The 25,414-nt window shown below is 74.5% G+C and carries 19 protein-coding genes; 5 read left to right on the top strand and 14 right to left on the bottom strand.

Annotated features, from left to right (window positions below; all coding sequences use genetic code 11):
* Positions 1-10: 10 nt before the first annotated feature.
* Complete coding sequence (locus IE274_RS20490) at positions 11-925, top strand: branched-chain amino acid transaminase (protein ID WP_190117278.1); 915 nt, start codon at positions 11-13, stop codon at positions 923-925.
* Between the two features lie 94 nt (positions 926-1,019).
* On the opposite strand, the gene IE274_RS20485 is transcribed toward IE274_RS20490, so the two are convergent.
* The 10 genes from IE274_RS20485 to IE274_RS20440 all read right to left on the bottom strand — a co-directional run bounded on the left by IE274_RS20485 (position 1,020) and on the right by IE274_RS20440 (position 10,170).
* Positions 1,020-2,111, bottom strand: a complete 1,092-nt coding sequence (locus IE274_RS20485) for a serine hydrolase domain-containing protein (protein ID WP_229909686.1) — start codon at positions 2,109-2,111, stop codon at positions 1,020-1,022.
* Between the two features lie 91 nt (positions 2,112-2,202).
* Positions 2,203-3,135 carry a DUF6895 family protein gene (locus tag IE274_RS20480; protein ID WP_190117277.1) on the bottom strand — a complete coding sequence of 311 codons (933 nt, stop codon included), beginning with the start codon at positions 3,133-3,135 and terminating at the stop codon, positions 2,203-2,205.
* The gene (locus IE274_RS20475) at positions 3,132-3,890 is read right to left on the bottom strand and encodes a hypothetical protein (RefSeq protein WP_229909685.1); all 759 of its coding nucleotides are present in this window, start codon (positions 3,888-3,890) and stop codon (positions 3,132-3,134) included. The genes IE274_RS20480 and IE274_RS20475 overlap by 4 nt, the downstream gene beginning before the upstream one ends.
* Before the next feature lie 92 nt (positions 3,891-3,982).
* The gene (locus tag IE274_RS20470) at positions 3,983-4,165 is read right to left on the bottom strand and encodes a hypothetical protein (RefSeq protein ID WP_190117275.1); all 183 of its coding nucleotides are present in this window, start codon (positions 4,163-4,165) and stop codon (positions 3,983-3,985) included.
* 86 nt (positions 4,166-4,251) lie between these two features.
* Positions 4,252-5,262 (bottom strand): phosphotransferase, encoded by a 1,011-nt coding sequence (locus IE274_RS20465; protein ID WP_190117274.1) that lies wholly within the window; start codon positions 5,260-5,262, stop codon positions 4,252-4,254.
* 89 nt (positions 5,263-5,351) lie between these two features.
* Positions 5,352-5,585 (bottom strand): phosphopantetheine-binding protein, encoded by a 234-nt coding sequence (locus IE274_RS20460; protein WP_190117273.1) that lies wholly within the window; start codon positions 5,583-5,585, stop codon positions 5,352-5,354.
* A 5-nt stretch (positions 5,586-5,590) separates the two neighbouring features.
* The gene (locus tag IE274_RS20455) at positions 5,591-6,223 is read right to left on the bottom strand and encodes an isochorismatase family protein (protein WP_190117272.1); all 633 of its coding nucleotides are present in this window, start codon (positions 6,221-6,223) and stop codon (positions 5,591-5,593) included.
* Positions 6,224-6,250: 27 nt separating this feature from the next.
* A complete protein-coding gene (locus IE274_RS20450) occupies positions 6,251-8,008 on the bottom strand; it encodes a (2,3-dihydroxybenzoyl)adenylate synthase (protein WP_190117271.1) in 1,758 nt (585 codons plus the stop codon).
* Entirely contained in the window at positions 8,005-9,213 is a 1,209-nt protein-coding gene (gene dhbC, locus IE274_RS20445; protein WP_190117270.1) for an isochorismate synthase DhbC, read from the bottom strand. Before dhbC ends, IE274_RS20450 begins: the two co-directional genes overlap by 4 nt.
* A gap of 132 nt (positions 9,214-9,345) precedes the next feature.
* Positions 9,346-10,170 carry a 2,3-dihydro-2,3-dihydroxybenzoate dehydrogenase gene (locus tag IE274_RS20440; RefSeq protein ID WP_190117269.1) on the bottom strand — a complete coding sequence of 275 codons (825 nt, stop codon included), beginning with the start codon at positions 10,168-10,170 and terminating at the stop codon, positions 9,346-9,348.
* A 105-nt stretch (positions 10,171-10,275) separates the two neighbouring features.
* Between IE274_RS20440 and fhuB the strand changes: the two genes are divergently transcribed.
* The 4 genes from fhuB (at position 10,276) to kilB (ending at position 15,267) form a co-directional block, all read left to right on the top strand.
* Entirely contained in the window at positions 10,276-12,744 is a 2,469-nt protein-coding gene (gene fhuB, locus IE274_RS20435) for a Fe(3+)-hydroxamate ABC transporter permease FhuB (protein WP_190117268.1), read from the top strand.
* A 120-nt stretch (positions 12,745-12,864) separates the two neighbouring features.
* The gene (fes, locus tag IE274_RS20430) at positions 12,865-14,082 is read left to right on the top strand and encodes an enterochelin esterase (protein ID WP_190117267.1); all 1,218 of its coding nucleotides are present in this window, start codon (positions 12,865-12,867) and stop codon (positions 14,080-14,082) included.
* Positions 14,083-14,195: 113 nt separating this feature from the next.
* The gene (locus IE274_RS20425) at positions 14,196-14,663 is read left to right on the top strand and encodes an NUDIX domain-containing protein (protein WP_307822154.1); all 468 of its coding nucleotides are present in this window, start codon (positions 14,196-14,198) and stop codon (positions 14,661-14,663) included.
* 115 nt (positions 14,664-14,778) lie between these two features.
* Positions 14,779-15,267, top strand: coding sequence for a plasmid transfer protein KilB (kilB, locus tag IE274_RS40600; RefSeq protein WP_504740276.1), 489 nt, complete (start codon positions 14,779-14,781; stop codon positions 15,265-15,267).
* A 139-nt stretch (positions 15,268-15,406) separates the two neighbouring features.
* On the opposite strand, the gene IE274_RS20420 is transcribed toward kilB, so the two are convergent.
* The 4 genes from IE274_RS20420 to IE274_RS20405 form a co-directional block, all read right to left on the bottom strand.
* The gene (locus IE274_RS20420; protein WP_190117265.1) at positions 15,407-16,132 is read right to left on the bottom strand and encodes a transporter substrate-binding domain-containing protein; all 726 of its coding nucleotides are present in this window, start codon (positions 16,130-16,132) and stop codon (positions 15,407-15,409) included.
* A gap of 134 nt (positions 16,133-16,266) precedes the next feature.
* Entirely contained in the window at positions 16,267-17,712 is a 1,446-nt protein-coding gene (locus IE274_RS20415; RefSeq protein WP_229909705.1) for an MDR family MFS transporter, read from the bottom strand.
* A gap of 41 nt (positions 17,713-17,753) precedes the next feature.
* The gene (locus IE274_RS20410; RefSeq protein WP_190117264.1) at positions 17,754-17,966 is read right to left on the bottom strand and encodes an MbtH family protein; all 213 of its coding nucleotides are present in this window, start codon (positions 17,964-17,966) and stop codon (positions 17,754-17,756) included.
* A 4-nt stretch (positions 17,967-17,970) separates the two neighbouring features.
* Entirely contained in the window at positions 17,971-25,302 is a 7,332-nt protein-coding gene (locus IE274_RS20405) for a non-ribosomal peptide synthetase (RefSeq protein ID WP_190117263.1), read from the bottom strand.
* Positions 25,303-25,414 lie beyond the last annotated feature (112 nt).

The raw sequence follows: 25,414 nt of genomic DNA, 5'->3' as shown, positions 1-25,414 counted from the left end.
GGAGCACCCGATGAGCGCCCTCTCCCCCGCCGAGCACATCTGGATGGACGGCCGCCTGGTCGCCTGGGACGAGGCCAAGGTGCACGTCCTGACCCAGTCCCTGCACTACGGCTGGGCGGTGTACGAGGGCATCCGCGCGCACCCGACGACGGACGGCGGCCTCGCCGTGTTCCGGCTGCGCGACCACCTCGCGCGACTGGTCCGCTCCGCCCGCGTGTACCAGATGGACATCCCCTACAGCGCGGACGAGTTGGCCGCCGCGACGACCGAACTGATCGCCGCGGGCGGCGGGGGTCCGCGCTATGTCCGCCCGCTGGTGTACCTCGGCTACGGCAGCATGGGGGTGGCCCTGGACCTGTCCGCCGTACGGGTCACGCTCGCGGCCTGGGCGTGGGAGGACCAACCGGCGCGTTCCTGGCGGCTGATGACGAGCTCCTGGCGGCGCAACCACCAGGACACCATCCCACCGCTGGCGAAGGCGACGGGCGCGTACCTGAACTCCTCACTCGCGAAGCTTGCGGCGCTGCGCGCGGGCTACGACGACGCGCTCATGCTGACGTCGGCCGGTCATCTCTCCGAGGGCTCGGCCGCGAACGTCTTCGTCGTGCGGTCCGGCGTTCTGCACACCCCTCCGGTGCAGGACGGCATCCTCCCCGGCATCACGCGGGCCACGGTCCTCGACCTCGCCCGCGCGGCCGGGATCCCCACGCTGGAGCGCCCGCTCGCCCACGCCGAGGCGTACACGGCCGACGAACTGTTCGTCACCGGCACCGCCATCGGTGTCGTCCCCGTCGAGTCCCTGGACGACCGCCCGACGGCGCTGCCCGCCCCGGGGCCCGTCACCGCGGCGCTGCGCGACGCCTACCAGGACGCGGTGACCGGCAAGAACACGCCATCGGCCGACTGGCTGACGCCGTGTCGGTGACGCCGTCGGTCACACGGCCACCGCGGCGGGACGACGGCGGGTCCGGCGCGAACGCCCGGTCGCCGTCAGGATCGCCCGCCGCCGGCTCGGCGGCTCAGGCGTCCCGGTGCGCGCCCGAGGCTTGAGCGAGCGCCCACAACTCCAGGTACGCCCGCTGGATGAAGGTTCCGGTCAGGGCGGGGCTCGTGTTGGCGAGGGCCACGAGGGCCACGTGCCGCTGCGGGCTGAAGCCCGCGAAGGCGGTGAAGCCGCGGGTGCCGCCGGAGTGGTGGTACAGGTCATGGGTCGGCCGGGGACGGATGTTCCAGATCAGGGCGATGCGGCGGCCGGTGCGCGGCAGGGCGACGCGCGGCACGCGGACGTCGGCGAGCGCGGTCCGCAGCGAGGCGTGGACGGTGGCGGGTGCCGAGGCCGGGTCGAGCAGGGCGTCGAGGGCGGTCAGCAGGTCGCGGGCGCTGGACCGGCCCGCACCCGCGGCGGGCAGGGCGGGGATCTGCCAGGTGGGGCGTTCCCTGCCGTGCCAGTAGCCGGTGGCCTGCGGCTGGTCGGTGGCGCAGCTGGTGCGAGTCAGGCCGAGCGGGTCCAGGACGCGGGCGGCGAGCAGGGGCGCGAAGGTGCCTTCGGGGCCGTGGGCCGCGCGGGTGAGGAGCGCGCCGAGCAGGCCGACGCCGAGGTTGGAGTAGCGCACGCGGGTGCCGGGGGCGGCGCGCGGCCGGGTGCGGGCGAGGGCGGCGCGCAGATCGGTCGGGGAGAAGGTGGCGTACGGGTTGCTGAACCAGGCGGGCGCGCCGTCGCGCAGCAGGCCGGGGGGCAGCCGGGGCAGGCCGGAGGTGTGGGTGGCGAGGTGGAGCAGGGTGATGGGGGCCCCGCGCAGGTGCGGGGTCGCCGCGCGGGGCAGGAAGCGGGTGATCGGGTCGTCGTAGGCGACCTCGCCGCGGGCGACCATCTCGGCCAGCAGCAGGGCGGTGAACGTCTTGGTGAGGGAGCCGATCTCGAAGCGGGTGTCGGGCCCGGCCGCCGCGCCGCCGCGCCGGGCGGTGGCGCCGGTGACGAGGACGGCGTGGTCGGGGCCACGGCGGACGGCGAGTGCCACCGTGCTGGCGCCGGGGGCGGCGGCGCGCAGGGCGGCGAGCAGGTTCACCGCCCAAGCGGGCTCCCTCGGGTTCACCATTGCCTCACCGCCCACGCGGACTCCCTCGCGGTCACCGTTGCCTCACCGCCCACCCGGGCTCCGCCGGGCTCACCCTGCCCCACCGCCCAAGCGGGCTCCCCGGGACTCACCGCTGCCCCGCCGCCCCGCCCAGGGTGCGCGAGACCGCGAGGGTTCCGGCGATGGCGGCGACCACGGCGGTGTGCTGGTGGTCCTCGAACCGGCGGCCGGGGTCGTCGGCGACCGGGTCGCCGTCGCGCGGCACCAGGCCGTCGGGGTGCTGCGCGCGGGCCAGGCGCTCCCAGTCGGCGGGCGCGCAGTACGGCTCGGGCAGACAGCAGCCGACGATCATCAGCTCGGCGACGAGGTCCCACTGCTCGATCTCGGCCCAGATGTCGATCCAGACGGGCAGCCAGGTGGTCACGTACGCGGCGAGGTCCGCGGGCAGGCCGGTGGGGTCGGCGCCCCAGTCGGTGAGGTGGAAGACCGTGTGGGTGAGGCAGTAGCCGGTCATCCAGTCGATGAGCCAGGGCTCGGGGACGGCGCCGAGCCAGGTGGCGCGGGCCAGGGCGGACCAGTCGTAGGCGTGCGCGCCCTGGTCGAGGCCCGCCACCCGGGCCGCGTTGGCGACGGCGAGCCTGCGGTTGGGCAGGACCTCGGCGCCCCGCACCGAGCGCAGCCCGCTGGTGTGGGCGAGCAGCCGGTCCAGGGGTTCGTGGCGGATTCCGCAGCGGGCGAAGGGGGCGTACGTCTCCAGCGGGTCGGTCATCATCGAGTACCGCAGCAGCCGTTCGTACAGCATGTCGCCGTCGCCGAACTGCCGCCAGCAGAAGTCCATCAGCTCGCGGGCCAGGCGCAGCTCGGTGCCGCCCGCGGCGGCCTCGCGCAGCACCAGCGAGGCGGCGAGAGCGCTCTCGCCGAGGGGTTTGTAGACGCTGTCGGGATCGCCGAGGTCGGCGGTGGTGTCGGCGGGCAGCGCACCCCGTTCCCGGTGGGTGTGGAGCCAGGTCAGGGCTCGCGCGCTCACCTGGTGCGCGGTCCGCGTCACGGACGCCGTCATACGGTCTCCAGTCCGAGCAGCCGCCGGGCGATCGCGACGTCGAGCGCGAGCCGCGGGCCGCCGCCGTGCAGGCGGAGGTGGGCGAGCAGGGGCACGGGGTCGAGCGGCAGGGCCACGCCCTCGGCGCCGAGCAGGGCGAGCCAGCGCGTGATGCGGGCGGCGGTGGGGAAGTCGCGGCGCAGCACGGCGCGGGTGGCGCCGCGCGCGAGGGCGAGCGGGGCGGCGCGGGCCGCGCTGTGCACGGGGCCGTCGAGCCCGGGCAGGGCGAGCGGGGAGAGCTGGCCCATGCGGACGGACCAGCGCTGCCAGTCGGTGTCGCGGGGGCCGCTGTCGTCGGGAGCGCCGCTGTCCGGGGTGGGGAGGCCGTCACCGTGCGCCGCGTGGGAGTCGGAGCCCTGCCCGGCCGGAGCATCGCTGACCTGGGAGTGGTCCGGGTCCGTGAGCACCGGGGCGCCCGTCGGCCGGGGCGCACGCACCCCGTCGGGCTCCGCCTCGGCGAGCCGGGCGAGCAGCGCGGCCATGGCCCAGTCCCGCCAGGCCACAAGCCAGGGCTCGGCGGCCCCCGCGGGCGGCGGGTCGGGGGTGCTCACCGGGGGTGGGAACAGGGCGAAGGACTGGGTGACGGCGGCCGCGTCCTGGGGGTGGAAGACCGCGTCGGCCAGAAGATAGGGGGCGAAGGTGTCGGCGCCGACGACCCGGATGGCGGCCAGCGCCGCCTTGGGGTCCTCCGCGCGCTCGACATGCTCGGCGACCATGGCGGTGCCCCCGATGCCACGGAGGGCATCGAGGGCACGAACAGCCAGGTCAGCCGCTGAAGCGGCGTACGCCGTCTGCGACCGATCAGGACTCACTTGCCCTTCGGCTCCTTCGGCTCCTTCGGCGAGATGAGCGCGAGGAGCAGGAGGAATCCCCCTGCCTCGGGCGCATACGTCGGCGCGTCGCTCAGGACCGCCTCAGGCTCCACCATGGCCGTGCCTAGCGCCGTGGCGTCCGTCGGAGCGACAAGAAGCGGTGTGTGCTGAGCAAGCATCGGTGCCTCCTCATATAGACGTCGCCACTACATCCAGTGACGCCCACCCTTGCCCCAGTTTATGGCAATTCAGCATTGTTGTCTGTTCAGTTCGAATCGATCACCGCGCCCCGGCCCTGATCGGCCAACTGCTCCAGCGTCTCGGCGAAGCCCTCCCACGCCACCTGTGTGTCGTCGCTCCCCTCGTGCGGAGCGCGGAACCAGTCGGCGAACTCGGCCACGTCCAGCAGGCTCCACCGCAGCCGGTAGAGCGCCAGCGCGGCCGCGTCGGGAGTCCGGCCGGTCAGCCCGGTGTAGTGGGCCAGGGCGGCGGGTTCGGCCGCGAGGAGCGACAAGTCCCGTTCGGGCAGGGCGAGTCCCACCGTGTCCCAGTCCACGAGCAGAAAACCGTCGTCGCCGTGGATGAGGTTGCCGGGGTGCGGCTCGCCGTGGGTGACGACGAGCGGGGCGCCGCTGCGGCGTACGCGGTCGGCGAGGGCGTCGAAGTCGGCGAGAGCCGCGCGCAGGGGTGCGGCGTGGGTGGCGAGCAGGCGGCGGGCCGGTTCGGCGTAGGGGCCGCCGGACCAGGTGCCGGTGAGGTCGTTGAGGGCGGTGTGGATGCCGGTCAGTCCGGCGGGCTCCAGGGTGGTGGCGGGGGTGGTGCCCGGCGGCGTCCGGTCGTGGAGCCGGGCGAGCAGGCCGAGTACGCGGTCGCGGTCCGCGTCGTCCAGCGGATCGCCGAAGTCGCCGGTGCGGCCGGTGACTTGAGGGAAGACCGTGAGGGCGTACCGGGTGTCCAGCGGGACGACCGAGCTGCCGTCCGCGGCCGCGCCGGGCGCGACGACGAACCGCAGGACCTCGCGTGTGCGCAGCGTCAGCGCCGTGTCCATGGCCCGGCGCAGCCCGGTGAGCGCCGTCGCGGCGTCCGCCCCGCAGTGCGCCTTGTGCTCCAGGTCGGAGACGGTGACGAACCAGTCGCGCCCGTCGTCGCCGGTGACGTGCCAGTGGTAGTCGCCGAAGCCGACGGGCGCGTAGGTCACAGCGGTCGGGGTGATGCCGTAGGCCGCAAGTCCGCGCGAGAGGGTTTCATCGCGCACGTTCTCAGGAAACGCCTTCATGCGCGCACGCTAACAACCGCCCTGCGGCGGCGGGCACTTGGCGGCCCCGCCGCGCGCCCGCTGCCTGCGTACGGGTGCCGGCCCCGGCGTCAGGGGAGTTTCAGCAGCGCCGCCCACTGCTCGACGGCGGGCCGCTCGGCGAGGTCGGTGAGCGCCACGTCCACTCCGTACGTCTCGCGCCAGCGGCCGACCAGCGTCATCAGGCGCACCGAGTCGAGGCCGTAGTCGGCGAGGTTCTCGTCCAGGGGGATGTCGGCGGGCTCCTCGCCGAGGACGTCGGCGATGTCCTGGCGGAGCTGATCCAGGGTCAGGGTCGGGGTCATGGCGGTCAGTTCCCTTCGAGTACGGAGTCGGTGGTGGTCACCACGGCGCAGCGCCCGGCGGCCCAGCGCAGCGCCATCGCGTGGTCGTCGGCGGAGAAGTCCGCCACGGCGTCGGCGACGACGAACGCCTGGATGTCCCGCATCCACGCGTCGCAGGCCGTCATGAGGACGCCGATGTGGGCGTAGATCCCCGTGATGACCAGCTGGTCGCGGCCCAGCTCACGCAGGTGGTCCGCCAGGCCGGTGCGGACGAACCCGCTGTACTTCCACTTCGTGAGGACCTGGTCCCCCGGCGCGGGCGCGACGGCGTCCGCGATGGCGGCGGCGTGCGGGTCGTCCGGCAGGCCCGAGCCCCAGAAGTCCTGCTGCAGGCCGCGCTCCTCGGGGGTCTGCCCGCCGGGCTGGGCGGTGTAGAGCACGGGCACGCCGAGGGCGGCCGCGCGCTCCTTGAGGGCGCGTACGTTGGCCAGCAGCCCGGGCACGGGCGCGGCACCGGCGTCGTACGCGGACAGGAAGTAGTTCTGCAGGTCGTGCACGAGCAGCACGGCGCGGGCCGGGTCGACCCGCCAGTCCACGCGGTTGGCGGGCAGCTCGGCGGCGGTCGGCAGGGGGTAGGGGGTGATGGCGGGCAGGGCCATGATGCTGGGCTTTCCGTTTCGGTTCGTTCAGGGGGTGTCGGGACGGGTCCCGGCGTGGGTCCGCAGGTCCTTCTTGGAGATCTTCCCGACTCCCGTCCGCGGGAAGGCGGCCACGAACTCCACGCGGTCGGGGACCTTGTACGCCGCGAGGCCGCGCTCGCGGACGAAGCGTTTGACGGCGACGGGCCTGAGGGGCTCCGCGCCTGCCTTGAGGATCACATAGGCGCAGGTGCGTTCGCCGAGGTACGGGTCGGGTTCGCCGACGACGTTGGCGTCGTGGACGGCGGGGTGGGCGAGGAGGTGGTTCTCGATCTCCTCGGCGGCGATCTTCTCCCCGCCCCGGTTGATCTGGTCCTTGGCGCGGCCCTCGACGACCAGGTGGCCCGTCGGGGTGAGCCGGACGATGTCGCCGGTGCGGTAGAAGCCGTCGGCGGTGAACGAACGCGCGTTGTGCTCGGGCGCGTTCCAGTAGCCGCGGATGGTGTACGGGCCGCGGGTCAGCAGGTGGCCGGTGGCGCCGACGGGCAGGTCGTTGTCCTCGTCGTCGACGACGCGGATCTCGTCGTCCGGGGAGATCGGGCGGCCCTGCGTGCTGACGATGGTCTCCTCGGGGTCGTCCAGGCGCGTGTAGTTGACGAGCCCCTCGGCCATGCCGAAGACCTGTTGGAGGGTGCAGCCGAGCGCGGGGCGCACCCGGCGGGCCGCCTCCTCGCTGAACTTGGCGCCGCCCACGAGGAGCACGTCGAGGCTGCTGAGGTCGTGGGTCGTCGTCGCGGCGGCCTCCGTCCACAGCAGCGCCAGCGGCGGGACGAGGCCGGTGAGGGTGACACCCTCGGCCTCGATCAGCGGGAACGCGGTCTCGGGCGCGGGCTGGGGGCAGAGCACGACCCGGGCCCCGGCGTACAGCGCGCCGAGGGTGCCCGGCGAGGACAGCGGGAAGTTGTGGGCGGCGGGCAGCGCGCACAGGTAGACGCTGTTCTCGTCGACGCCGCACAGCTCGTTGGAGCCCCACAGTGAGTAGATGTAGTCGTCGTGGGTGCGCGGGATGAGCTTGGGCACGCCGGTGGAGCCGCCGGACAGCTGGAGGAAGGCGAGGTCGTGCGGGGCGGGCCCGGCCAGGTCGAGGCGCTCGGCCGGGTCCACGGGCGCCGCCGGGTCGACGGCCTCGGTGGGTACGTCGGCCAGGGCCTCGAACTCCCCCGGCTCGCCCTGCGCCACCCACACGTGCCGCAGCGCGGGCACCTCGGCGCGGACCTTCGCCGCGAGCGTCCGGTAGTCGTAGCCGCCGTGTTCGGCGGCGATGACGTAGGCGGCGGCCTCGGTGAAGCGGCAGAAGTAGGTGATCTCCGTCTCGCGGTGCGCGGGCAGGGCGAACACCGGCAGCGCCCCGATGCGGAACAGCGCGAAGACGACTTCGAAGAACTCGGCGATGTTGGGGAGCTGCACCACCACGCGGTCGCCCGCCGTGATGCCGCGCGCCACCATTCCGGCGGCGAGCCGGTCGGCGCGGGCGTCGAGTTCGCCGTAGGTCCAGCGGCGGTCGGTGGCGGGGTCGACGACGGCGATCCGGTCGGGGTGGGCGGCGGCCCGTTCGCGCAGCACGCCCCCGAAGGTCTCGCCGCGCCACCAGCCCGCGGCACGGTAGCGCTCGGCGAACTCCTGCGGCCAGGTGGGCGCTTGGGCCTCCCGCTCGGTGCCGGATCGGGCATCGCCCGCGGTGCCGGACCGGGTCTCGCCCGCGGCGCCGGACCGGCCGTCCTGCGCGGTCCCGGATGCGGCGGTCACAGCTCGGCCCCCACCGCGGCGAGGAACGTGCGGAACTTGGCGGCGGTCTCCGCCGTCTCGGCCTCCGGCTCGGAGGCGGCGACGACGCCCGCGCCCGCGAACAGCCGCAGCGAGTCGCGCTCGGCCTCCGCGCAGCGGATGGTGACGACCCATTCGCCGTCGCCCGCGGCGTCGCCCCAGCCGACCATGCCGGTGAAGAAGCCCCGGTCGAAGGGCTCGCTGTCACGGATGACCTCGCGGGCCGTCGCGGTGGGCGTGCCGCAGACGGCGGGCGTCGGGTGCAGCGCGCAGGCGAGTTCGAGGGCGGAGGCGCCGGGGCCCGCGAGGGTGCCGGTGACGGTCGTCGACAGGTGCCACATGGCGGCGGTGCGGATCAGGGTGGGCTTCGCCGGGACGTTCATGTCGGCGCAGTGGGGCGCGAGGGCCTGGTGGACGGCGTCGACGACGACGGCGTGCTCGTGCAGGTCCTTGGCCGACTGCAGCAGCGCGGCCGCCCGGCGCACGTCCTCGGCGAGGTCGTCGCTGCGCGGTATGGAACCGGCGAGCGGGTTGGCGATGACGCGCCGTCCGCGCCGGGACACCAGGAGTTCGGGGCTGGCGCCGATGAGCGTGCGGCCGGGTCCGGTCGGCAGGGCGAAGGTGTAGCCGGTGGCGTCGCGGCGGGCCAGGCTCTGGAGCATGGCGGGGACGTCGAGGGGTTCGGCGCAGTCGAGTTCGAGGGTGCGGGCGAGCACGACCTTGCTGAACTCGCCGCGCCACATGCGGTCGACGGCGGCGGCCACGGACGCGCCGTACACCTCGGGGGCCGGGACCTGCCGGATGCGCCAGTCCACGCGGGCGGGCGACTCGGCGGGCAGCGCGATCAGCGGGTCGGCGGCCAGCGGCGGCGCGGCGCGCAGTACGGCGGGCACCGCAAGGGCGGCCGGGGCCGTCTGGTCGAACGGCACCGCCCCGACGACGACGGGCGACTCGGCCCCGTCCGCGCGCGCCTGCCCGAGGGTCTGGGCGACCCGCGCCGCCAACGGTCTCTCGTCGTACGGCACTTCACTGTGCGCGCCCTGCCCGAGCAGGGTGCGGGTGGGGGTGCCGAGGAAGCGGGCGCCCGGGCGGTAGTCGGCCAGGAGCGCGGTCGCGGCTCCTACGGCCGGGTGGGCGGGGTCGGCCAGGGCGGGGACGTGTGTGGCGACATCGGGTGCCGTCGACACGGAGGGCTCCGTTTCTCCCGGGGCCCGCGCCTCCGAGGAGAGGTACGGCCGCGGGTGCGGGGGGGTGGGTGTGGGGCACGTGTGTCCTGCCGGTGGCGGCCGGACGTGCGGGTGCGAGGGGGCGGCGGCGCGTCAGCGCAGCGTGGCGCCGCCGTCGACGTAGAGCTCTTGCATGGTGATGTGCCGCGCCCGGTCGGAGGCGAGGAAGAGCACCGCCTCCGCGATGTCGCGGGGTGCGGCGATGCGGCCCAGCGGGATGCCGGTGCGGAACGTGGCGGGATCGCCGTCGACGACCCGCTGCGGGGCCGCGTCGTCGGTCCACAGGGCGCGCTGCATCGCGGTGTCGGTGGATCCGGGGGCGACGATGTTGCAGCGCACGCCGCTGCGGGCGAGTTCGAGGCCGAGGCACTTGGTGTACATCGCCGCGGCGGCCTTGGAGGCGGCGTAGGCGGCCATGCCGGTGCGCGGCACTCCGGCGGCGTTGGAGCCGACGGTGACGATGCTGCCGCTGCCGCGCGCGGCCATGCGGGCCGCGACGGCGCGGGAGGTGTGGAAGACGCCGGTGGTGTTCACGGCGAAGGTGTCCGCCCAGTCCTCGTCGCTGAGGTGCGCGGCCGGTCCCGGGCGAAGGATTCCGGCCACGTTGACCAGGATGTCGAGCGGGCCGCGGTCGCGTTCGACGGCGTTCACGGCGGCTTCGACGGCCGCGGCGTCGGTGACGTCCATGACCTGCGCGGTGATGGTGCCCGTAGCGGCGGCGCCGTGCGGGGACGGCTCCCCCACCGGCTCGGCGGACAGCTCTTCCAGGCCGTCCGCGGTGCGGTCGGTGGCCAGTACGTGGGCGCCTTCGGCGGCCAGCAGCCGGGCCACGGCCGCGCCGATCCCTTGTCCGGCTCCGGTGACCAGGGCGGTCCGGTCGGCCAATTCCGTGCGGTCGCCGGATATGGGTACGGGCATGATCAACTCCCCCCGTTGTTCTTAGGTAAGCCTAACCTTAGATGAGACGAGCGTCGGACACTGCCCCACCTCGGGCGGCTTGTTTGGTTAGGCTAACCTCACTTCATGCAGTCGCAGCACACGGGTACGTCACATCCCGCAGCCGAAGAGGACCCGCCACCGGGGCAGTTGGCCGACACGCCCGCACAGGGTCGAGTTTCGGCCAGCACGGTGCCGCCGGCGGTGGACGGCGTGCGGACTGCGGGACCGGACCCCGCGCGCCGCAGAATCCGCTTGTGGCTCGCGGGCCTCGCCGTCCTCCTCCTGGTCCTGTGCGCCCTGTCCCTCTCCATCGGAGCCGGTGAGGTGGGACCGGGCGGTGCCCTGGACTATCTGCTCGACCGGGGCGGTGCCCGCGACGACGCGCGGCTCGCCCTCGTCATCGGCGACCTGCGGCTGCCCCGCACCCTCACCGCCGTCCTCGTCGGCACCGCGCTCGGCGTGGCGGGGTGCCTCCTCCAGGCCGTCACCCGCAACCCCCTCGCCGAGACGGGGCTGCTCGGCGTGAACGCCGGGGCCTCACTCGGCGTTGTCGCCGGTATCGCGCTGCTCGGGTTCGACTCCGGATACGCCTATCTGGTCTGCGCGTTCGTCGGCGCGGTGGTCGCCAGCGCCCTGGTGCTGCTCATCGCCGGGCGCGGCGGCGGCTCGCCGATGCGGCTCGTGCTCGCCGGGTCGGCGCTCGGCGCCACGTTCGGCGGGCTCACCAGCGTCATCGTCGTCAACTCCGCCGAGACGTACGACCGTTTCCGTTTCTGGGTGCTCGGCTCGTTCGCCGGCGTCGAGGGGTACGGCGAACTCGCCCGCCTCGCCCCGGTCCTGGGTCTCGGACTGCTCGTCGCCGCGCTGGTCGTCCGGCCGCTCTCGGCGCTGGCCCTCGGCGACGACCTGGCCCGCGGCCTCGGCCACCGGCCCGCCGTCACCCGTACCGTCGTCGCCACTGCCGTGACGCTGCTCACCGCGGCGGCCGTGGCGCTCGCGGGCCCCATCTCCTTCCTCGGCCTGCTCGCCGGGTTCGTGGCCCGCTCGCTCGCCGGGCCCCGGCTCGCGGTCCGCCTCGCCCTCGCGGGACTCGTCGGCGCCGGTGTCCTCACGACCGCCGACGTCGCCGCCCGTGTGGTGTCCCGGCCGTTCGAGGCGCCCGTGTCCGTCATCGTCGCGCTCATCGGCGCGCCCGTCCTCATCGGCATCGTGCGCTCCAAGCAAGTCGCGACGATGGGGATGACGGAACCGGCCGTGGAGGAGAGAGGCGGGGGCAGGCGCCGACTCGTAGTGCCGCTGCGGGCCTTGGCGTCGCGGGCCGTGCGCTTCGGCCGCGCGGGCCGCACGGATGACTCGGCGGCCACGGGCAGCCCCGACGGCAGCTCCGGTGATCGTGACCGCCCCGTTTGCCATGACCACCCCGCTCACCCCGGCCGTCCGGATCACCCCAGCCGTCCCGGTCGCCCTGCCCGTCCCGACAGTGCCACCCGCCCCCCTCGCCCCCTCCGCCCCGAACGCGCCGACGGCCTCATCGCGCTGCGCGCCGGCCCGATGTCGTTCCTCGTGGCCCGCCGCCCCGCCTTCGCCGCCCTGGGCCTCGCCGCCCTGCTGGCGTGCGCCGTCGTCCTGTCCGCGTACGCCGGGCAGAGCGACATGGGCATCTCCCGTACCTTCCACGCCGTCCTCGGCCAGGGCGACCGCTTCGACGTGCTCCTGGTGCAGAAGTTCCGGCTCGGCCGGATCGTCGCCGGGCTGGTCGCGGGTGCGGCCCTCGGCCTCGCGGGCTGCCTCACCCAGACCCTGGCCCGCAACCGCCTCGCCACCCCCGAACTGCTCGGCGTCAACGACGGCGCCACCGCGGCCGTCCTGCTCTCCGCCACCTTCAGCGCGTCCGGTTCGTTCGGCTCCTGGTGGGCGGGGCCGCTCGGCGCGCTGGTCGCCGTGATCGTGGTGACCGCCGTGTCCGGCGGTGTCGGGCAGCGCGGCTACCGGGTCCTGGTCGTGGGCCTCGCGATGTCGGCGCTCGCCTCCGCCGTCACCCAGGTCGTGCTGTCCCGGCGCTCCCTCAGTTCGGCGAGTTCGCTGTACGTCTGGACCTCCGGGAGCCTGAACGGCCGCGGCTACTCCGTCGCCGTGCCGGTCCTGATCGGCCTGGCGGTGCTGATTCCGGTGGCGCTAGCCGTCGCCCGGCACCTGTCGGTGCTGCGGTTCGACGACGACACGGCCGCGTCCCTGGGTTCGACGCCCGCCCGTACCCGGGTGATCTGTCTGCTGCTCGCGGTGGCGCTGGCCGGTCTGGCCGTCGGCGTCTGCGGCCCGGTCGGGTTCGTCGCGCTGGCCTCGCCGGTGATCGCGTCGCGTCTCGCCGGGCCGCTGCGGGTGCCGTTGATCGGCTCGATGCTCACCGGGGCCGTGCTGGTGGTGGCCGCGGACACGCTCGGGCGGATCGCGTTCTCGGGTTCCGAACTGCCCGTGGGCATTGTAACGACCGTTCTAGGCGGGCCGTTCCTGTTGTGGGTGCTGCTGGGGCGCTCTGCGGCGACGCGTGTCTGAGACGGCCCCCGTTCCACCGCGCCCGACGCCACCGCCCCTCCCCGCAGCCCCGCCGATCGCCCCTCCCGACACCCCCGATCTGCCCGGCCTTCCCACCCCGCCCGTGAGAGGTACCCCCACGTGACCCACCCCCGCAGCCCCCTCCTCCGCACCCTGCGCCAGGCCGTCCGCGCCCAGGTCGCGGGCGCGGAAGCCGAGTTCTGGCTCCGTGTGGAGGCGCTGGGCGCCCCGCTCGTCGAGCCCGACCCCGAAGGCGACCCCGCGCACCGCCTCGTCACGTTCGTGTGGCGCGACGACCCCGCCGCGCCCGCGTCGGACGTCCTGGCGCTGCTCCACACGGTCACCGACCGGGCCCGCCACAGCGGCGATCTGTCCACCCATCTCATGCACCGCGTGGACGCCACCTCCGTCTGGGCGATCAGCCACCGGCTGCGCGCCGACCACCGCGCCTCGTACCAGTTCCTGCCGCACAGCGGCTCCCGCGAGGACGTCCTGCGCACCGACCGGGGGTCCTGGATGTCCGTACTGGACGCGGCGGTTCCCGACCCCCTGAACCCCGCCCCCGTCCTGCCGTCCCGCGACGGCCGCTCCCCCGCCTCCGTCCTGTCCCTCCAGGACGCCCCCGCGGAGCCGCACACCGGCCGCAGGCCCGGCGTGCCCCGGGGACGGAGCGTCGACGCGGAGGTGCGGGGGCGGCGCGTCACCGTGCACCTGCCGCCCGGTCATGCGCCGGAGGGCGGCCCGTACGCCGTGGCGGTCCTCCTCGACGGGGAGATGTGGGGTCCCGTGCTGGGCGTCGGCGACGTCCTCGACAACCTGCACGCGGACGGCGCGCTGCCGCCGACGGTCGCCCTGCTCGTGGACACGATGGGCCGCCGCATGGAGGACCTGTCGTGCAGCGGGCCGTTCGTCGACTGGCTGGCGGACGAGTTGCTGCCGTGGGCGGCCGAGCGGTACGGCGCGGACACGCGGCCGGAGCGCACGGTCGTGGCCGGGCAGAGCGCGGGCGGCCTCACCGCGGCGTTCGCGGCGCACCACCGGCCGGACCGGTTCGGCCTCGCGCTGTCCCAGTCGGGGTCGTTCTGGTGGCCCGACGACGAACGGGGCACCGAGTGGCTGACCCGGCAGTACGCGTCCGCCCCGCGCCGACCGGTCCGCCTGCTCCTCGAAGTCGGCCTCCAGGAGTGGCTGCTCCTTCAGGAGAACCGCAGGCTGCGGGACGTCCTCCTGGAGCGGGGCTACGACGTGTCGTACACCGAGTTCAACGGCGGCCACGACTACGCCTGTTGGCGGGGCGGCCTGGCGTCCGGTCTGGCGGCGCTGCTGTCCGGGCGCTGAGCAGTCGGGTCGGTCGGAACCTGGCACATCGCTTTCCGAACGCCCCCGAGGTGCGGGCTTCGGCGGGGGGAGAGAGAAGTCCGGCTGAATCCTCCGTGGAACGCTGGGAGGATATGAGGATGCCGACCCCTCGCGCGGTGAGTGTCGTCCTGGATGGGCCACGAGTTCTCTTGATGAAACGCTTCCGGCGCCATCGAACAGCTGCGGCGTGCGCGGTGTGTGCCGCTGTCGGGTGGAGCGGGCCGGATTGCGGGGGCCACGATTACGCGGTGCTGCCCGGCGGCCACGTCGAGCCGGGCGAGACCATGGCAGAGGCCGCGGTGCGGGAGCTGCGTGAGGAAACGACGCTGGTTGCCCGGGTCGAGCGGGTCCTGTGGACGGGGCTGCACAATGATCGTCCGGCCACGTACTTCCTGATGGCCGATGTCGAGGGATGTGCGCGGCTGTCCGGCCCGGAGGCCGAGGCGAACGCACCGGACAACCGGTTCGAACTGTCCTGGGCGACGGCAGACGACCTCAACCCACTGGGACTTCATCCCGTGGAGGCCAGACACCACCTTGCCGAACTGCTGCGGCGCTGATCGACAGCCTCCTCCGGCCGACTCAGGTGCCTTTGGAGGAACCGCCCCCGAGCCGTGACGCGTTGGAGTCGGGGCATCGGGTCCGACTCCGGGGACCTGTCCGCTGTGGTCCTCTATGCGAATGGAAGTCGTGCTGGCCGCTGCCGTCGCCGTAGTCGGGACCTTGATGGGTTCAGTGATCACATACCTGCTCCAGGTGCGCACCGCTGAACACGGTGAACGAAATCGCAACACGGAACAGCTGAGGCAGGAGCGACTCACAGCATTCTGTGCGGTCGCAGATGCGTTGCACAGCGTCCGCCGTGCGGAGCACGATCGGTGGAGGCACGAACAGGAGAGCCCCGGGGGAGCCGAAGCCATCGAGGCGCGGGAAAGATCGATCCAGCTCCGCCCCGCTGCCTGGTCCGCGCTCACTCGCCTACAACTGCTCGTGGAGGAACCCGAGTTGGTGCGGTCTGCGCAGCATGCATACCAGACTGTCAGGGCCATCCACTGGGCACAGGACGAAGGTGATCTGTACGACAAGGACCGAGCCTCCCGCGCTGCCCTTGATGCGTTCTTGTCGGCTGCAGCGGCGTACATGCACGAGGCCACGGCCGGGTGATCCTCCGCATTGGGTAGCGGCAGCGGTTTCGCAGTGCCGCCTGCGCGGGGACGGTCGTCGCCGGTCGACGACAGGCCAGGGACCGCTGGCCGCACGGAGGCTTCGCCGGGATTGTCATGTGAGGCTCAATCGGGGCTGTTTACGCCTCGGGGGCGGCGAGCGCCGGATCCTGACCGGACCGGCCGAGCGCCTCGGCGACGAACCCGGACGCCGTCAGCTCGGCCACCGTCCCGCTCAGGAATCGCACCGTCTCCGGACGCCGGTCCTTGGTGGTCCCCACGGCCTGCCGGATGGTCATGAACGCGGGCTCGACCAACCGCAGTTCGGGCCGCTCGGCGACGTGGGCGGTGAGCGGCTGCCGGATACCCGCCGCGACCTCCAGCTTCTCGGCGTGGAAGACATCGACGCCCTCCGGGCCCCGGACCACGGTGGCGTGGCGCAGGGTGCGGGTCAGGTACAGGTCGTAGGCGGAGCCCTGCTTCACCCCGATGCGGACGCCCGCCCGGTCCACGTCCTCCGGCGTCCGCAGCGCGGAGTCGGCAGGGACGGCGTACATCCCCTCGATGTGCACGTACGGGGCGGTGAACGCGACCTCTGCCTCGCGGGCCGGTTCGACGGCGAGGAAGCACAGGTCGGCGTGGCCGGTGGCCATGGCCTCGTAGGACTTGCGGGCCGCGTCGAAGCACTGGAACTCCACGGGCAGGCCGAGGCGCCGGGCCAGCTCACCGGCGAGGTCGACCGTGACCCCGCGGGGCGCGTCCGGGGTGCCCTGGGCGAGGACGGGATTGCCGAGATTGACGGAAGCGCGCAGCACGCCGGTGGGGGCGAGGTCACGGGCGAGGGCGACGATATCGGTGATCTCCATGGGCCGAGTCTAGGAACGGCGGGCGGACGCCCACCGCGCGGACCCCGCCTTGACGCCGTGGTCCGAGCACCGTCGTGGTCACGGGGACGACGTGCCACACCCGCGCCACACGGCGGTGCTCGGACCAGGACAACTCAGACCACCACCGCGTCCCCTTCCCCCTCCTCTGCCTCGTCTGGCTCGTCCTCGTACGGCGGCGGTTGCGGCGCCCCGGCCGGGAGGCGCAGCGCCACCAGCGCGCCCACCGCGACGAGCGCCGCCGTCCCCCACACCGCCGCCCGGAACGGTCCGGCGTCCGGAGTGCCGCCGTGGCCGCCGCCTCCGATCACGGCGGCGCACAGCGCGATCCCGACGGCTCCGCCGAGGGTCCGCACGATCTGGAAGAGGCCCATGGCCTGGCCCATGTCGGGCGGGGCGATCGACTCGAACCCGGCGAGCTGCACGGTGAGTACGGCGGTGCCGAGGACCAGGCCGACCAGGAACATCAGGAGCCGGACCGCCCACGCGTTGTCGGCGACGCCGGGCACGCCGAGGAGGGCGAAGACGACGGTGGCGAGGAGCAACGCGGGCACGGTGAGGTGGCGGGGGCCGAGGCGTGGCAGGAGCCGGTCAACGAGCTGGGAGGCCAGCATCAGGCCGAGTGCCTCGGGGAACACGCTGAGGCCGGCGTCGAGCGCGGACGCGCCCAGGGCGGCCTGGTAGAGCAGCGGGAAGGCGAAGAGCAGACCCATGAGCCCGGCGGCGGTGAGGACGGCGAGCACCGACGCCGTCCCGTAGTTCCGGTCGGTGAGCAGGCCGAGGCGCAGGAGAGGTTCGGGGGTGCGGCTCAGGTGGCGGACCGCGGCGACGAGGAGGGCCGCTCCGAGGACTCCGGCGGCGGCCACCGGCGGGCTGCTCCAACCGTGTGCGGGGCCGTACCCGAGGGCGTACGTCAGCAGGCCGAGGCCCGGCGTCGCCAGCCAGAAGCCGGTGCGGTCGAACGGGCCCGTGGTGCCCTCGACGTGCTCGCGCAGGCCGAGGACGCCGATGAGGAGCGCGGCGAGGCCGACGGGCACGTTCACGAAGAACAGCCAGTGCCAGGAGGCGTGTTCGGTGAGCAGGCCGCCGAGCGGCGGGCCGAGTGCGGGCATGAGGGCGGTGGGCACGATGAGCGCCTTGGCCAGCTTGCCGCGTTCGTGCGGGGCGTACGTACGGAACAGCAGCGTCATGCCGACGGGGGTGAGCAGGCCGCCCGCGAGGCCCTGCACCGCGCGGGCCGCGATCAGCGTCGGCAGGTCCTGGGCGAGTCCGCACAGCGCGGAGGCGGCGGTGAAGACCGCGAGCGAGCCGAGGAACACGCGCTTGGTGCCGCAGCGGTCGCCGAGCCAGCCCGCGACCGGCAGGGTCAGGGCGAGGGCGACGAGGAAGGCCGTCTCGACGGCGTTGGCGGCGGAGACGGGACGGCCGAAGTCCTCGGCGATGGTGAACAGCGCCGGGTTGACGATGGTGGAGTCCAGGCCGTTCATGCACATCGCGGCGACGTAGACGACCACGACGGCGGCTCTCGGCGAGAGCAGGCGGGCGGAGCGGTCCTTCGCCAAAGGCGCCGGGCTGTCCTTCGCCGGAGGCGCGGGGCTGTCCTTCACCGGGCCAGCGCCCCTGCGTCACGACTGGTGATCCACTCGAGCGCCGCGGCACGGGCGCAGGGCCCGTACACCACCATCCAGCCGTCGGGAACATCCGCGAACAGCGGCCACAGGGAGTGCTGGCGCCGCTCGTTGACGAGGACGACGAAGACGCTGGTGGGGCCGTCCGCGTCGAAGGGGTTGGCGGGGGCTTCGCCGGTCACGGACATGGGGTCACTTCTCCAGCTGGGTCAGGCGGTCGGCGACCACGCGGGCGATGTGCGCGATCGGCTCGGGCAGGGTCATGTCCTTGTGGGAGCAGGCGACGTCGGTGTTGTCGATGCGTCCGCTCACGTAGGGCGTCCAGGTGTCGGGCGTCAGGGCGTCGTCGATGGTGTCGACGGTCGCGCGGAAGAACAGCACGTCGCCGTCGAACCGGCGGTGGTCGTAGCGCCGTACCAGGTCGTTGGTGTTGAGGTAGGTGTCGGCGAGGGCTTCGATGGTCGCGGTGGAGAGGGCGGCGAGGGGGCTGTGCTCGCGGTGGAGGACCTCGACGACGTTGGCTGTCGTGAGGGCCTTGCCCTCCAGACTGTCGGGCCCGTAGCCGCCCATCGTCAGGAGCGATTCGAGGGCTTCGGCGTGGTCGGACTCGGGCAGGTCGCGGAAGCCCTCGGCCGGGTAGGCGTCGAGGATCGCGAGGAGCTGCACCTCCTCGCCCGCGGCCTGGAGGTGGGCCGCGACGGCGTGCGCGATGATGCCGCCGGTGGACCAGCCGAGCAGCCGGTAGGGGCCGTGCGGCTGGACCTCGCGGAGGCGGGACGCGTAGTGCGCGGCGAGTTCTTCGAGGGTGGCGGGCAGCGGCTCGGCGGCGGTGGCGGGGCCGACGCCCTGCGCCTGGAGGCCGTAGACCGGTACGTCCGGGGGCAGGTGCCGGATGAGGCCCGCGTAGCACCAACTGAGCCCGCCGGCGGGGTGTACGCAGTACAAGGGGGCGCGGTCCCCGGCCGGGCGCAGCGGCAGCAGGACGTCCAGCGGGTCGTCCTCGCGGTCGGCGTCGAGCACGGCGTCGAGGGCGGCGACGGTGGGCGACTGGAACACGGTGCCGATGGAGACGGGGGTGCCGAACGCCGCCTGGACGCGGGCCGCGAGGCGCACGGCGAGCAGCGAGTGCCCGCCGAGGTCGAAGAAGTTGTCCTCGGCGCCGACCCGTTCGAGACCGAGGACATCGGCGAAGAGCACGCAGAGCTGTTCCTCGCGCGGGGTGCGCGGCGCGCGTCCGCCACCGGTGACGGCGGGCGCGCCGGGCGCGGGCAGCGCCTTGCGGTCCAGCTTGCCGTTGCCGGTCAGGGGCAGCCGGTCGAGGGACACGACGGTGGCGGGGACCATGTGGACGGGCAGGTGCCGGGCGGCGTGCTCACGCAGGTCCGCCGCGCCGACGGCCCCCGCGGTGGGCACGGCGTAGCCGACGAGGCGCTGGTCGCCGGGGGTGTCCTCGCGGACGACGACGGCCGCGTCCGCGACGTCCGGGTGCGCGGCCAGGACCGCCTCGATCTCGCCGAGTTCGATCCGGAAGCCCCGGATCTTCACCTGCTGGTCGGCGCGCCCGAAGTACTCGAGCGTGCCGTCGGCGCGGCGCCGGGCGAGGTCGCCGGAACGGTACATGCGGCTGCCGCGCTCCCCGAAGAGGCCGGCGTACGGGTCGGCGACGAACCGGGTGGCCGTCAGCTCGGGCCGCCCCAGGTAGCCGAGGGCGACGCCCTGCCCCGCGACGTACATCTCCCCGGTGACGCCGGGCGGCACCGGCTGGAGACGGTCGTCCAGGACGTACACGCGCAGGTCGGGGATGTTGACGCCGATGGTGGACGAGGTGGCAGCGGCGGCGGTGGCGCGGTCGAGCGGGAAGTGGGTGACGTGCACGGTGGTCTCGGTGATGCCGTACATGTTGACCAGGGTCGGCGCGTCCTCGGCGTGCCGCTCGTACCAGTCGGCGAGCCGCCCGAGCTCCAGCGCCTCGCCGCCGAACACGACGTAGCGCAGCGCGAGTTCGCGCCCGGGGTCGTCGCGGTCGGCGGCGGCCAGTTGATAGAAGGCCGACGGCGTCTGGTTGAGGACGGTGACGCGCTCCTCGGCGAGCAGGCACAGGAAGGCGCCCGGGTCGCGGCTGGTGAGGTGCGGTACGACGACGACCTTGCCGCCGTACAGGAGCGCACCCCACAGCTCCCACACGGAGAAGTCGAAGGCGTAGGAGTGGAACAGCGTCCAGGCGTCGTCCGGGCCGAAGCCGAACCAGTGGTCGGTTGCGGTCAGGAGCCGGGTGACGTTGTGGTGGGAGACCACGACGCCCTTGGGCCGGCCGGTGGAACCGGAGGTGTAGATGACGTACGCCGGGTCCTGGGGCGCGAGGGGTCTGGTGCGGTCCTCGTCGCGCAGCGGTGTGTCCGCGTACGAGGTGGTCGGCTCGCCGTCGACGGTGATGACCGGCAGGTCGTGGGCGGGCAGCCGGGGCACGGTGGCCGTGTCGGTGACGACGGCGGCGGGCCGGGCGTCCTCCAGCATGTAGGCGAGGCGCTCGGCCGGGTAGTCCGGGTCGAGCGGCAGATACGCGGCGCCGGACAGGGACACCGCGAGGAGGCCGGTGACGAGTTCGGTCGAGCGGGGCAGGGCGAGGGCGACGATGGAGCCCGGGCCGATGGAGCGGGCGGCGAGCAGCCGGGCCAGGCGGTGGGCGCGGGCGGACAGTTCGGCGTAGGTGAGCCGCTGCCCGTCGTGGCTGACGGCGGTGCGGTCGGGGTGGGTGCGGGCGGCTTCCTCGTAGCGCTCGGCGAGGGTGGCGGGCGTGGCGGGGCCGCCGGGCAGGGCCTGGGCGTTGCCGTCGACCAGGGCGCGGCGCAGTTCCTCGGCGCCGAGCAGCGGTAGCAGGCCGAGCTGCGTGTCGGGGGTGTCGGCGGCGGCGGTGAGCAGCCGCGCGAGGCGGTCGGCGAGCGCCTGGACGGTGGCGCGGTCGAACAGGTCGGTGCGGAATTCGAGGAACCCGCCGATGCCGCCGCCGGTCAGTTCCCCGGCGTTGAGCGTCAGGTCGAACTTGGCGGTGCCGGACGGCACGGCGGTCATGCGGGCGCCGAGGCCGGGGGCGAGCGCGAAGGCGGTGTCGGGGACGGACTGCCAGGCGAGCATCGTCTGGAAGAGGGGGTGCCGGGCCAGTGAGCGGGCCGGGTTGAGGGCCTCGACGAGGTGGTCGAAGGGCAGCGCGTCGTGTTCGTGGGCGCCGAGAGTGGTGGCGCGCACCCGCTCCAGGAGGTCGCGGAACGTCGGGTCGCCGGAGGTGTCGGTGCGCAGCACGACGGTGTTGGTGAAGAAGCCGACGAGGTCGGCGGTGGCGTCGTCGGCGCGCCCCGCGACCGGCGTGCCGAGGGGGATGTCGGTGCCGCAGCCGTGGCGGGTGAGCAGGGCGGCGAGCCCGGCCTGCACGGCCATGAACACGCTGGTGCCGGTGGCGCGGGCGAGCCGGGCCAGGGCGGTGTGCGCCGCCGTGTCGAGGTGGAAGGGGACGGTGTCCCCCCGGTGCGAGGCGACGGCCGGGCGGGGCCGGTCGACGGGCAGTTCCAGCTGGTCGGGCAGCCCGGCGAGGGCCTGCTTCCAGTACGCCAGGTGCCGCTCGGCGAGCGCCGTCGGCGCCTGGGCGGGGCCGAGCAGGCGCTGCTGGTGGGCGGCGTGGTCGGCGTACTGCAGGGGCAGCGGCAGGAACTCCGGGGCGCGGCCCGCGAGCCGGGCGGCGTAGGCCGTGGCGAGGTCCCGGGCGAGGGGGGTGGTGGAGGCGCCGTCCCCGGCGATGTGGTGCAGGAGCAGCAGGAGCGTGTGCCGGTCGGGGCCGGTGGTGAACAGCGTCGCGCGCAGCGGGGGTTCGGCGGCGAGGTCGAAGCAGTGCCGAACCGCGCCGCCCAGGTCGTCGCCGGGCGCGGCGAGGTGCAGGACCGGTCGGGCGGCGGGGTCGTCCGCGTCGAGGATCCGCTGGCAGGGCAGGTCGTCGGCGGCGCCGTCCGCGACGGGGTACACGGTCCTGAGCGTCTCGTGACGCGCGCTCAGATCATGCAGGGCCAGCGTGAGGGCGTCCCGGTCGACGGGCCCTTCGAGGCTGAGGGCCAGCGGGATGTTGTACGTGGCGCTCGGGCCCTCCAGGCGGTGGAGGAACCAGAGGCGCTGCTGGGCGGGCGACAGGGGGAGGTCGCCGGTGCGGGGGATCGCGGTCACGGTGGCCGTGTCCTGGTCCCGGGCGCCCTCGGCCTCCTGGGCCCGGACGAGCGCCGCGAGCCCGGCGGGCGTGGGCGTGCGGAAGACGTCGGCGAGGGAGACGGCGGCGCCGAAGGTCTCCCGGACGCGGGCGGCGAGGCGGGCCGCGAGCAGCGAGTGGCCGCCGAGGTCGAAGAACCCGGCGTCGAGGGCGACCGGGTCGCCGAGGCCGAGGAGGTCCGCGAAGAGCCCGCAGACGGTCTCGGTGTGCGGATCGGCGTGGTCGGCCCCGGCGTTGGGCGTGCTGGGGGCGGGCGTCTGCGGCTCGGGCAGGGCGCGGTGGTCGAGCTTGTCGTTGGCGGTGCGCGGCAGCGCGTCGAGGAGGGTCACGGTCGTGGGGACCATGTGCTCGGGGAGGACGGCGGCGAGGTGGTCGCGCAGGGCGGCGGGGTCGACGGCGGTGGCGGGACGCGGGACGGCTCCGGCACCGGCACCGGCACCGGCACCGGCACCGGCACGCGGGAACGGGCTGTCGTTCGGGACGGTACCGCCGCCGCCCGCGACAGACCCCTCGTTCCGGCCCGCACCGCTCCCGTCCGCCGTGCGCGGCACCGCGTACGCGAGCAGCCGCTTGCCCGTGGCGCCCTCGCGGGCGATGACGGCCGCCTGGGCGACCTCGGGGTGCGCGGCCAGCACGCTCTGGATCTCGCCGAGTTCGATCCGGAAGCCCCGGATCTTCACCTGGTCGTCGGTGCGTCCCAGGAACTCCAGGGTGCCGTCCGCCCGGCGCCGCACCAGGTCCCCGGTGCGGTACATCCGGCCGCCCGGCTCCCCGAACGGGTCCGCCACGAAGCGCTCGGCGGTCAGGTCGGGCCGTCCGAGGTAGCCGCGGGCCAGGCAGGCGCCCGCGACGTACAGTTCCCCGGCCATGCCGTCGGGGGCGGGGCGCAGGCTGGAGTCGAGGACGTACGGGCGGCTGGCGCGCACGGGCCGCCCGTCGGCGTCGGCGCCGGTCCAGTAGTAGGCGTCGACGGTGGTCTCCGTCGGACCGTACAGGTTGAGCGGGTGCAGGCCCGCGACGGCGGTCAGGCGTCGCCACAGCGGCTCCGGCACGGTCTCGCCGCCCACGACCAGGACGGCCGGGTGGTGCCTGCCGTCGTCGAGCAGACCCTCCGCGATCAGGGCCTCCGCGTAGGAGGGCGTGACGTCGAGGTAGTCGACGCGGTGGGTGTCGACGTAGGCGGTGAGGGCCGCCGGGTCGCGGTACGTCACGTCGTCGAGCAGGTGCAGTTCGTGGCCGTGGACCATCCACAGGACGGGGTCCCAGGAGGCGTCGAAGGCGAACGAGGCGCTGTGGGCGACGCGCAGCCGGGCCGCGCCGGTGCGGGCGAGAGCCGGGGCGATGTGGTCGGTGCCGTGGCCCGCGAGGAGGTTGGCCAGGGCGGCGTGGGTGACGACGACGCCCTTGGGGCGGCCGGTGGAGCCGGAGGTGTGGATGACGTAGGCGGCGCTGTCCGGCGCGGGCGCGGCTGCGGGGACGAGGCCGGGTCTCGCCGCCAGCGCGTCCCCCAGGTCCGGGTCGTCCAGGGCGAGTTCGGGCACGGCATGCGAGGGCAGGGCGGCCAGGGTGTCCGTGGTGCCGAGGACGCACACGGGCCGGGCGTCCGCCAGGACGGCGCGGGTCCGGGCGGCGGGGTGGCCGAGGTCCAGGGGCTGGCAGACGCCGCCCGCCTTGAGGACGGCGAGCAGGGCGACGACCATGTCGGTGCCGCGCGGCAGGGCGAGGGCGACGGCGGTCTCGGCGGTGACACCGCGGGCGGCCAGTTCGTGGGAGAGCCGGTTGGCGGCGGCGTCCAGTTCGGCGAAGGTGAGGGCGGCGAGGGCACGGTCGGCGGAGCGCACGGCGACGGCGTCGGGGGTGCGGGCGGCCTGCGCGGCGAAGGCGGCGGGCACGGTCGTCGTGACCGGCTCCTCGGTCCGGCCGGACGTCACGCGGCGCACCTCGTCCGGGTCCAGCAGGTCGAGGGCGGCGAGGGGGCGGTGCGGGTCGGCCAGGAGCTGGTCGGTGAGGGCGTGCAGGAGCTGCTGGAACGCGGCCTGGTGGCGGGCGAGTTCGTCGGTGTCGTAGCGGTCGGCGGCGGCGTCGAGGCTGAGGGCGAGACCGCCGTCGCGGCTCGGCCAGGCCCCGATCGCCAGGTCCTCGACAGGGCCCGCCGCCAGATTGCGTACGGTGCCGGGCAGGCCCGCGAAGTCGAGGGTGTCGCCGTCGAACGGCTTGACGTTGACCATGGGGCCGGTGAGGGGCTCGGCGGCGGAGCCGAGGCCGAGGTCCCGGCGCAGGTCGGCCTGCGGGTAGCGCTGGTGGCGGCGCACTGCGCGGATCTCCAGGACGACGCGGCGCAGCAGTTCGGCGGCGCTGTCCTGGGGGCGGACGGCGAGGCGCAGCGGCAGCACGTTGACCGTCATGGCGGGGGTGCGCAGGGCGGCGGGGCCGCGGCGGTTGGTGACGGGCAGGCCGAGGACGACCTCGGGGGCGCCGGTGACGCGGTGCAGGTAGGCGGCCGCGGCGGCCACGACGAGCTCCGCCCAGGTGGCCTTGGCGGCGGTGGCGGCGGCGGAGATCCGGTCGAGGCCCGCCAGCTCGGCCGTCGCCTTGCGGAGTGCGCGGGCGGCGCCGGTCGCGGGGCGCCGGGACAGGGTCACCGGTGCGGGGGCGTGGGCCATGCGCTCGGCCCAGAAGGCCCGGTCGGTGGCGAGGCGGTCGCTCGCCAGGTACTGGGCCTCGTCGTCGACGAGCTCCCGCAGGGGCGCGAACCGGCATGCGGGGGCGGGTGCTTCGGGGTCGGCCGTGAACGCGGTGTACAGCTCGGCGACGCGGCGGCCGATGAGCTGGAGGGCGTAGGCGTCGACGGCGATGTGGTGGACACGCTGGTACCACCACGTGCGGTCGTCGGCGATCCGGATGAGGGCCTGCGTCATCAGGCCGTGCTCGTCCCCGGGGTCGGCGGGGCGGGCCAGGTCGGCGCGGATCCAGGCGTCGGCCGTCTGCTCCGGCCGGGCGTCGGTGCGCAGGTCGATCCGGTGCACCGGTACGTCCGCCGCGTCCCGCACCCACTGTCGGGGCTCGCCGTCCACCTCGGTCACGCGCAGGCGGAGCGTGTCGGCCTCCGCGACGGTCCGGCGTACGGCGCGCTCCAGCCGGTCCTCGTCCACGGCCCCGTGGATCTCCATGAGGTCCGCGGTGTGGAACGCGGTGCCGCCGGGGTCCAGTTGCTGCGCGTAGTGGATACCGGCCTGCGGCGTCAGCAGCGGGAACACGTCGTCCGGACGCGGATGCATGCGTACAACTCCTCGGGGATCGAGCGCACCGGACCACCAGCGCGAAGTTAGGTAAGCCTAAGCTATGTTTTCGGGGGCGACGACGCGAACCGTTCCGTCCGCCCCGCACCCG

Origin of the sequence: Streptomyces flavofungini (assembly GCF_014650815.1) — a bacterium.
Lineage (GTDB): Bacteria > Actinomycetota > Actinomycetes > Streptomycetales > Streptomycetaceae > Streptomyces > Streptomyces flavofungini.
This window is presented reverse-complemented; position numbering and strand designations above follow the sequence as displayed.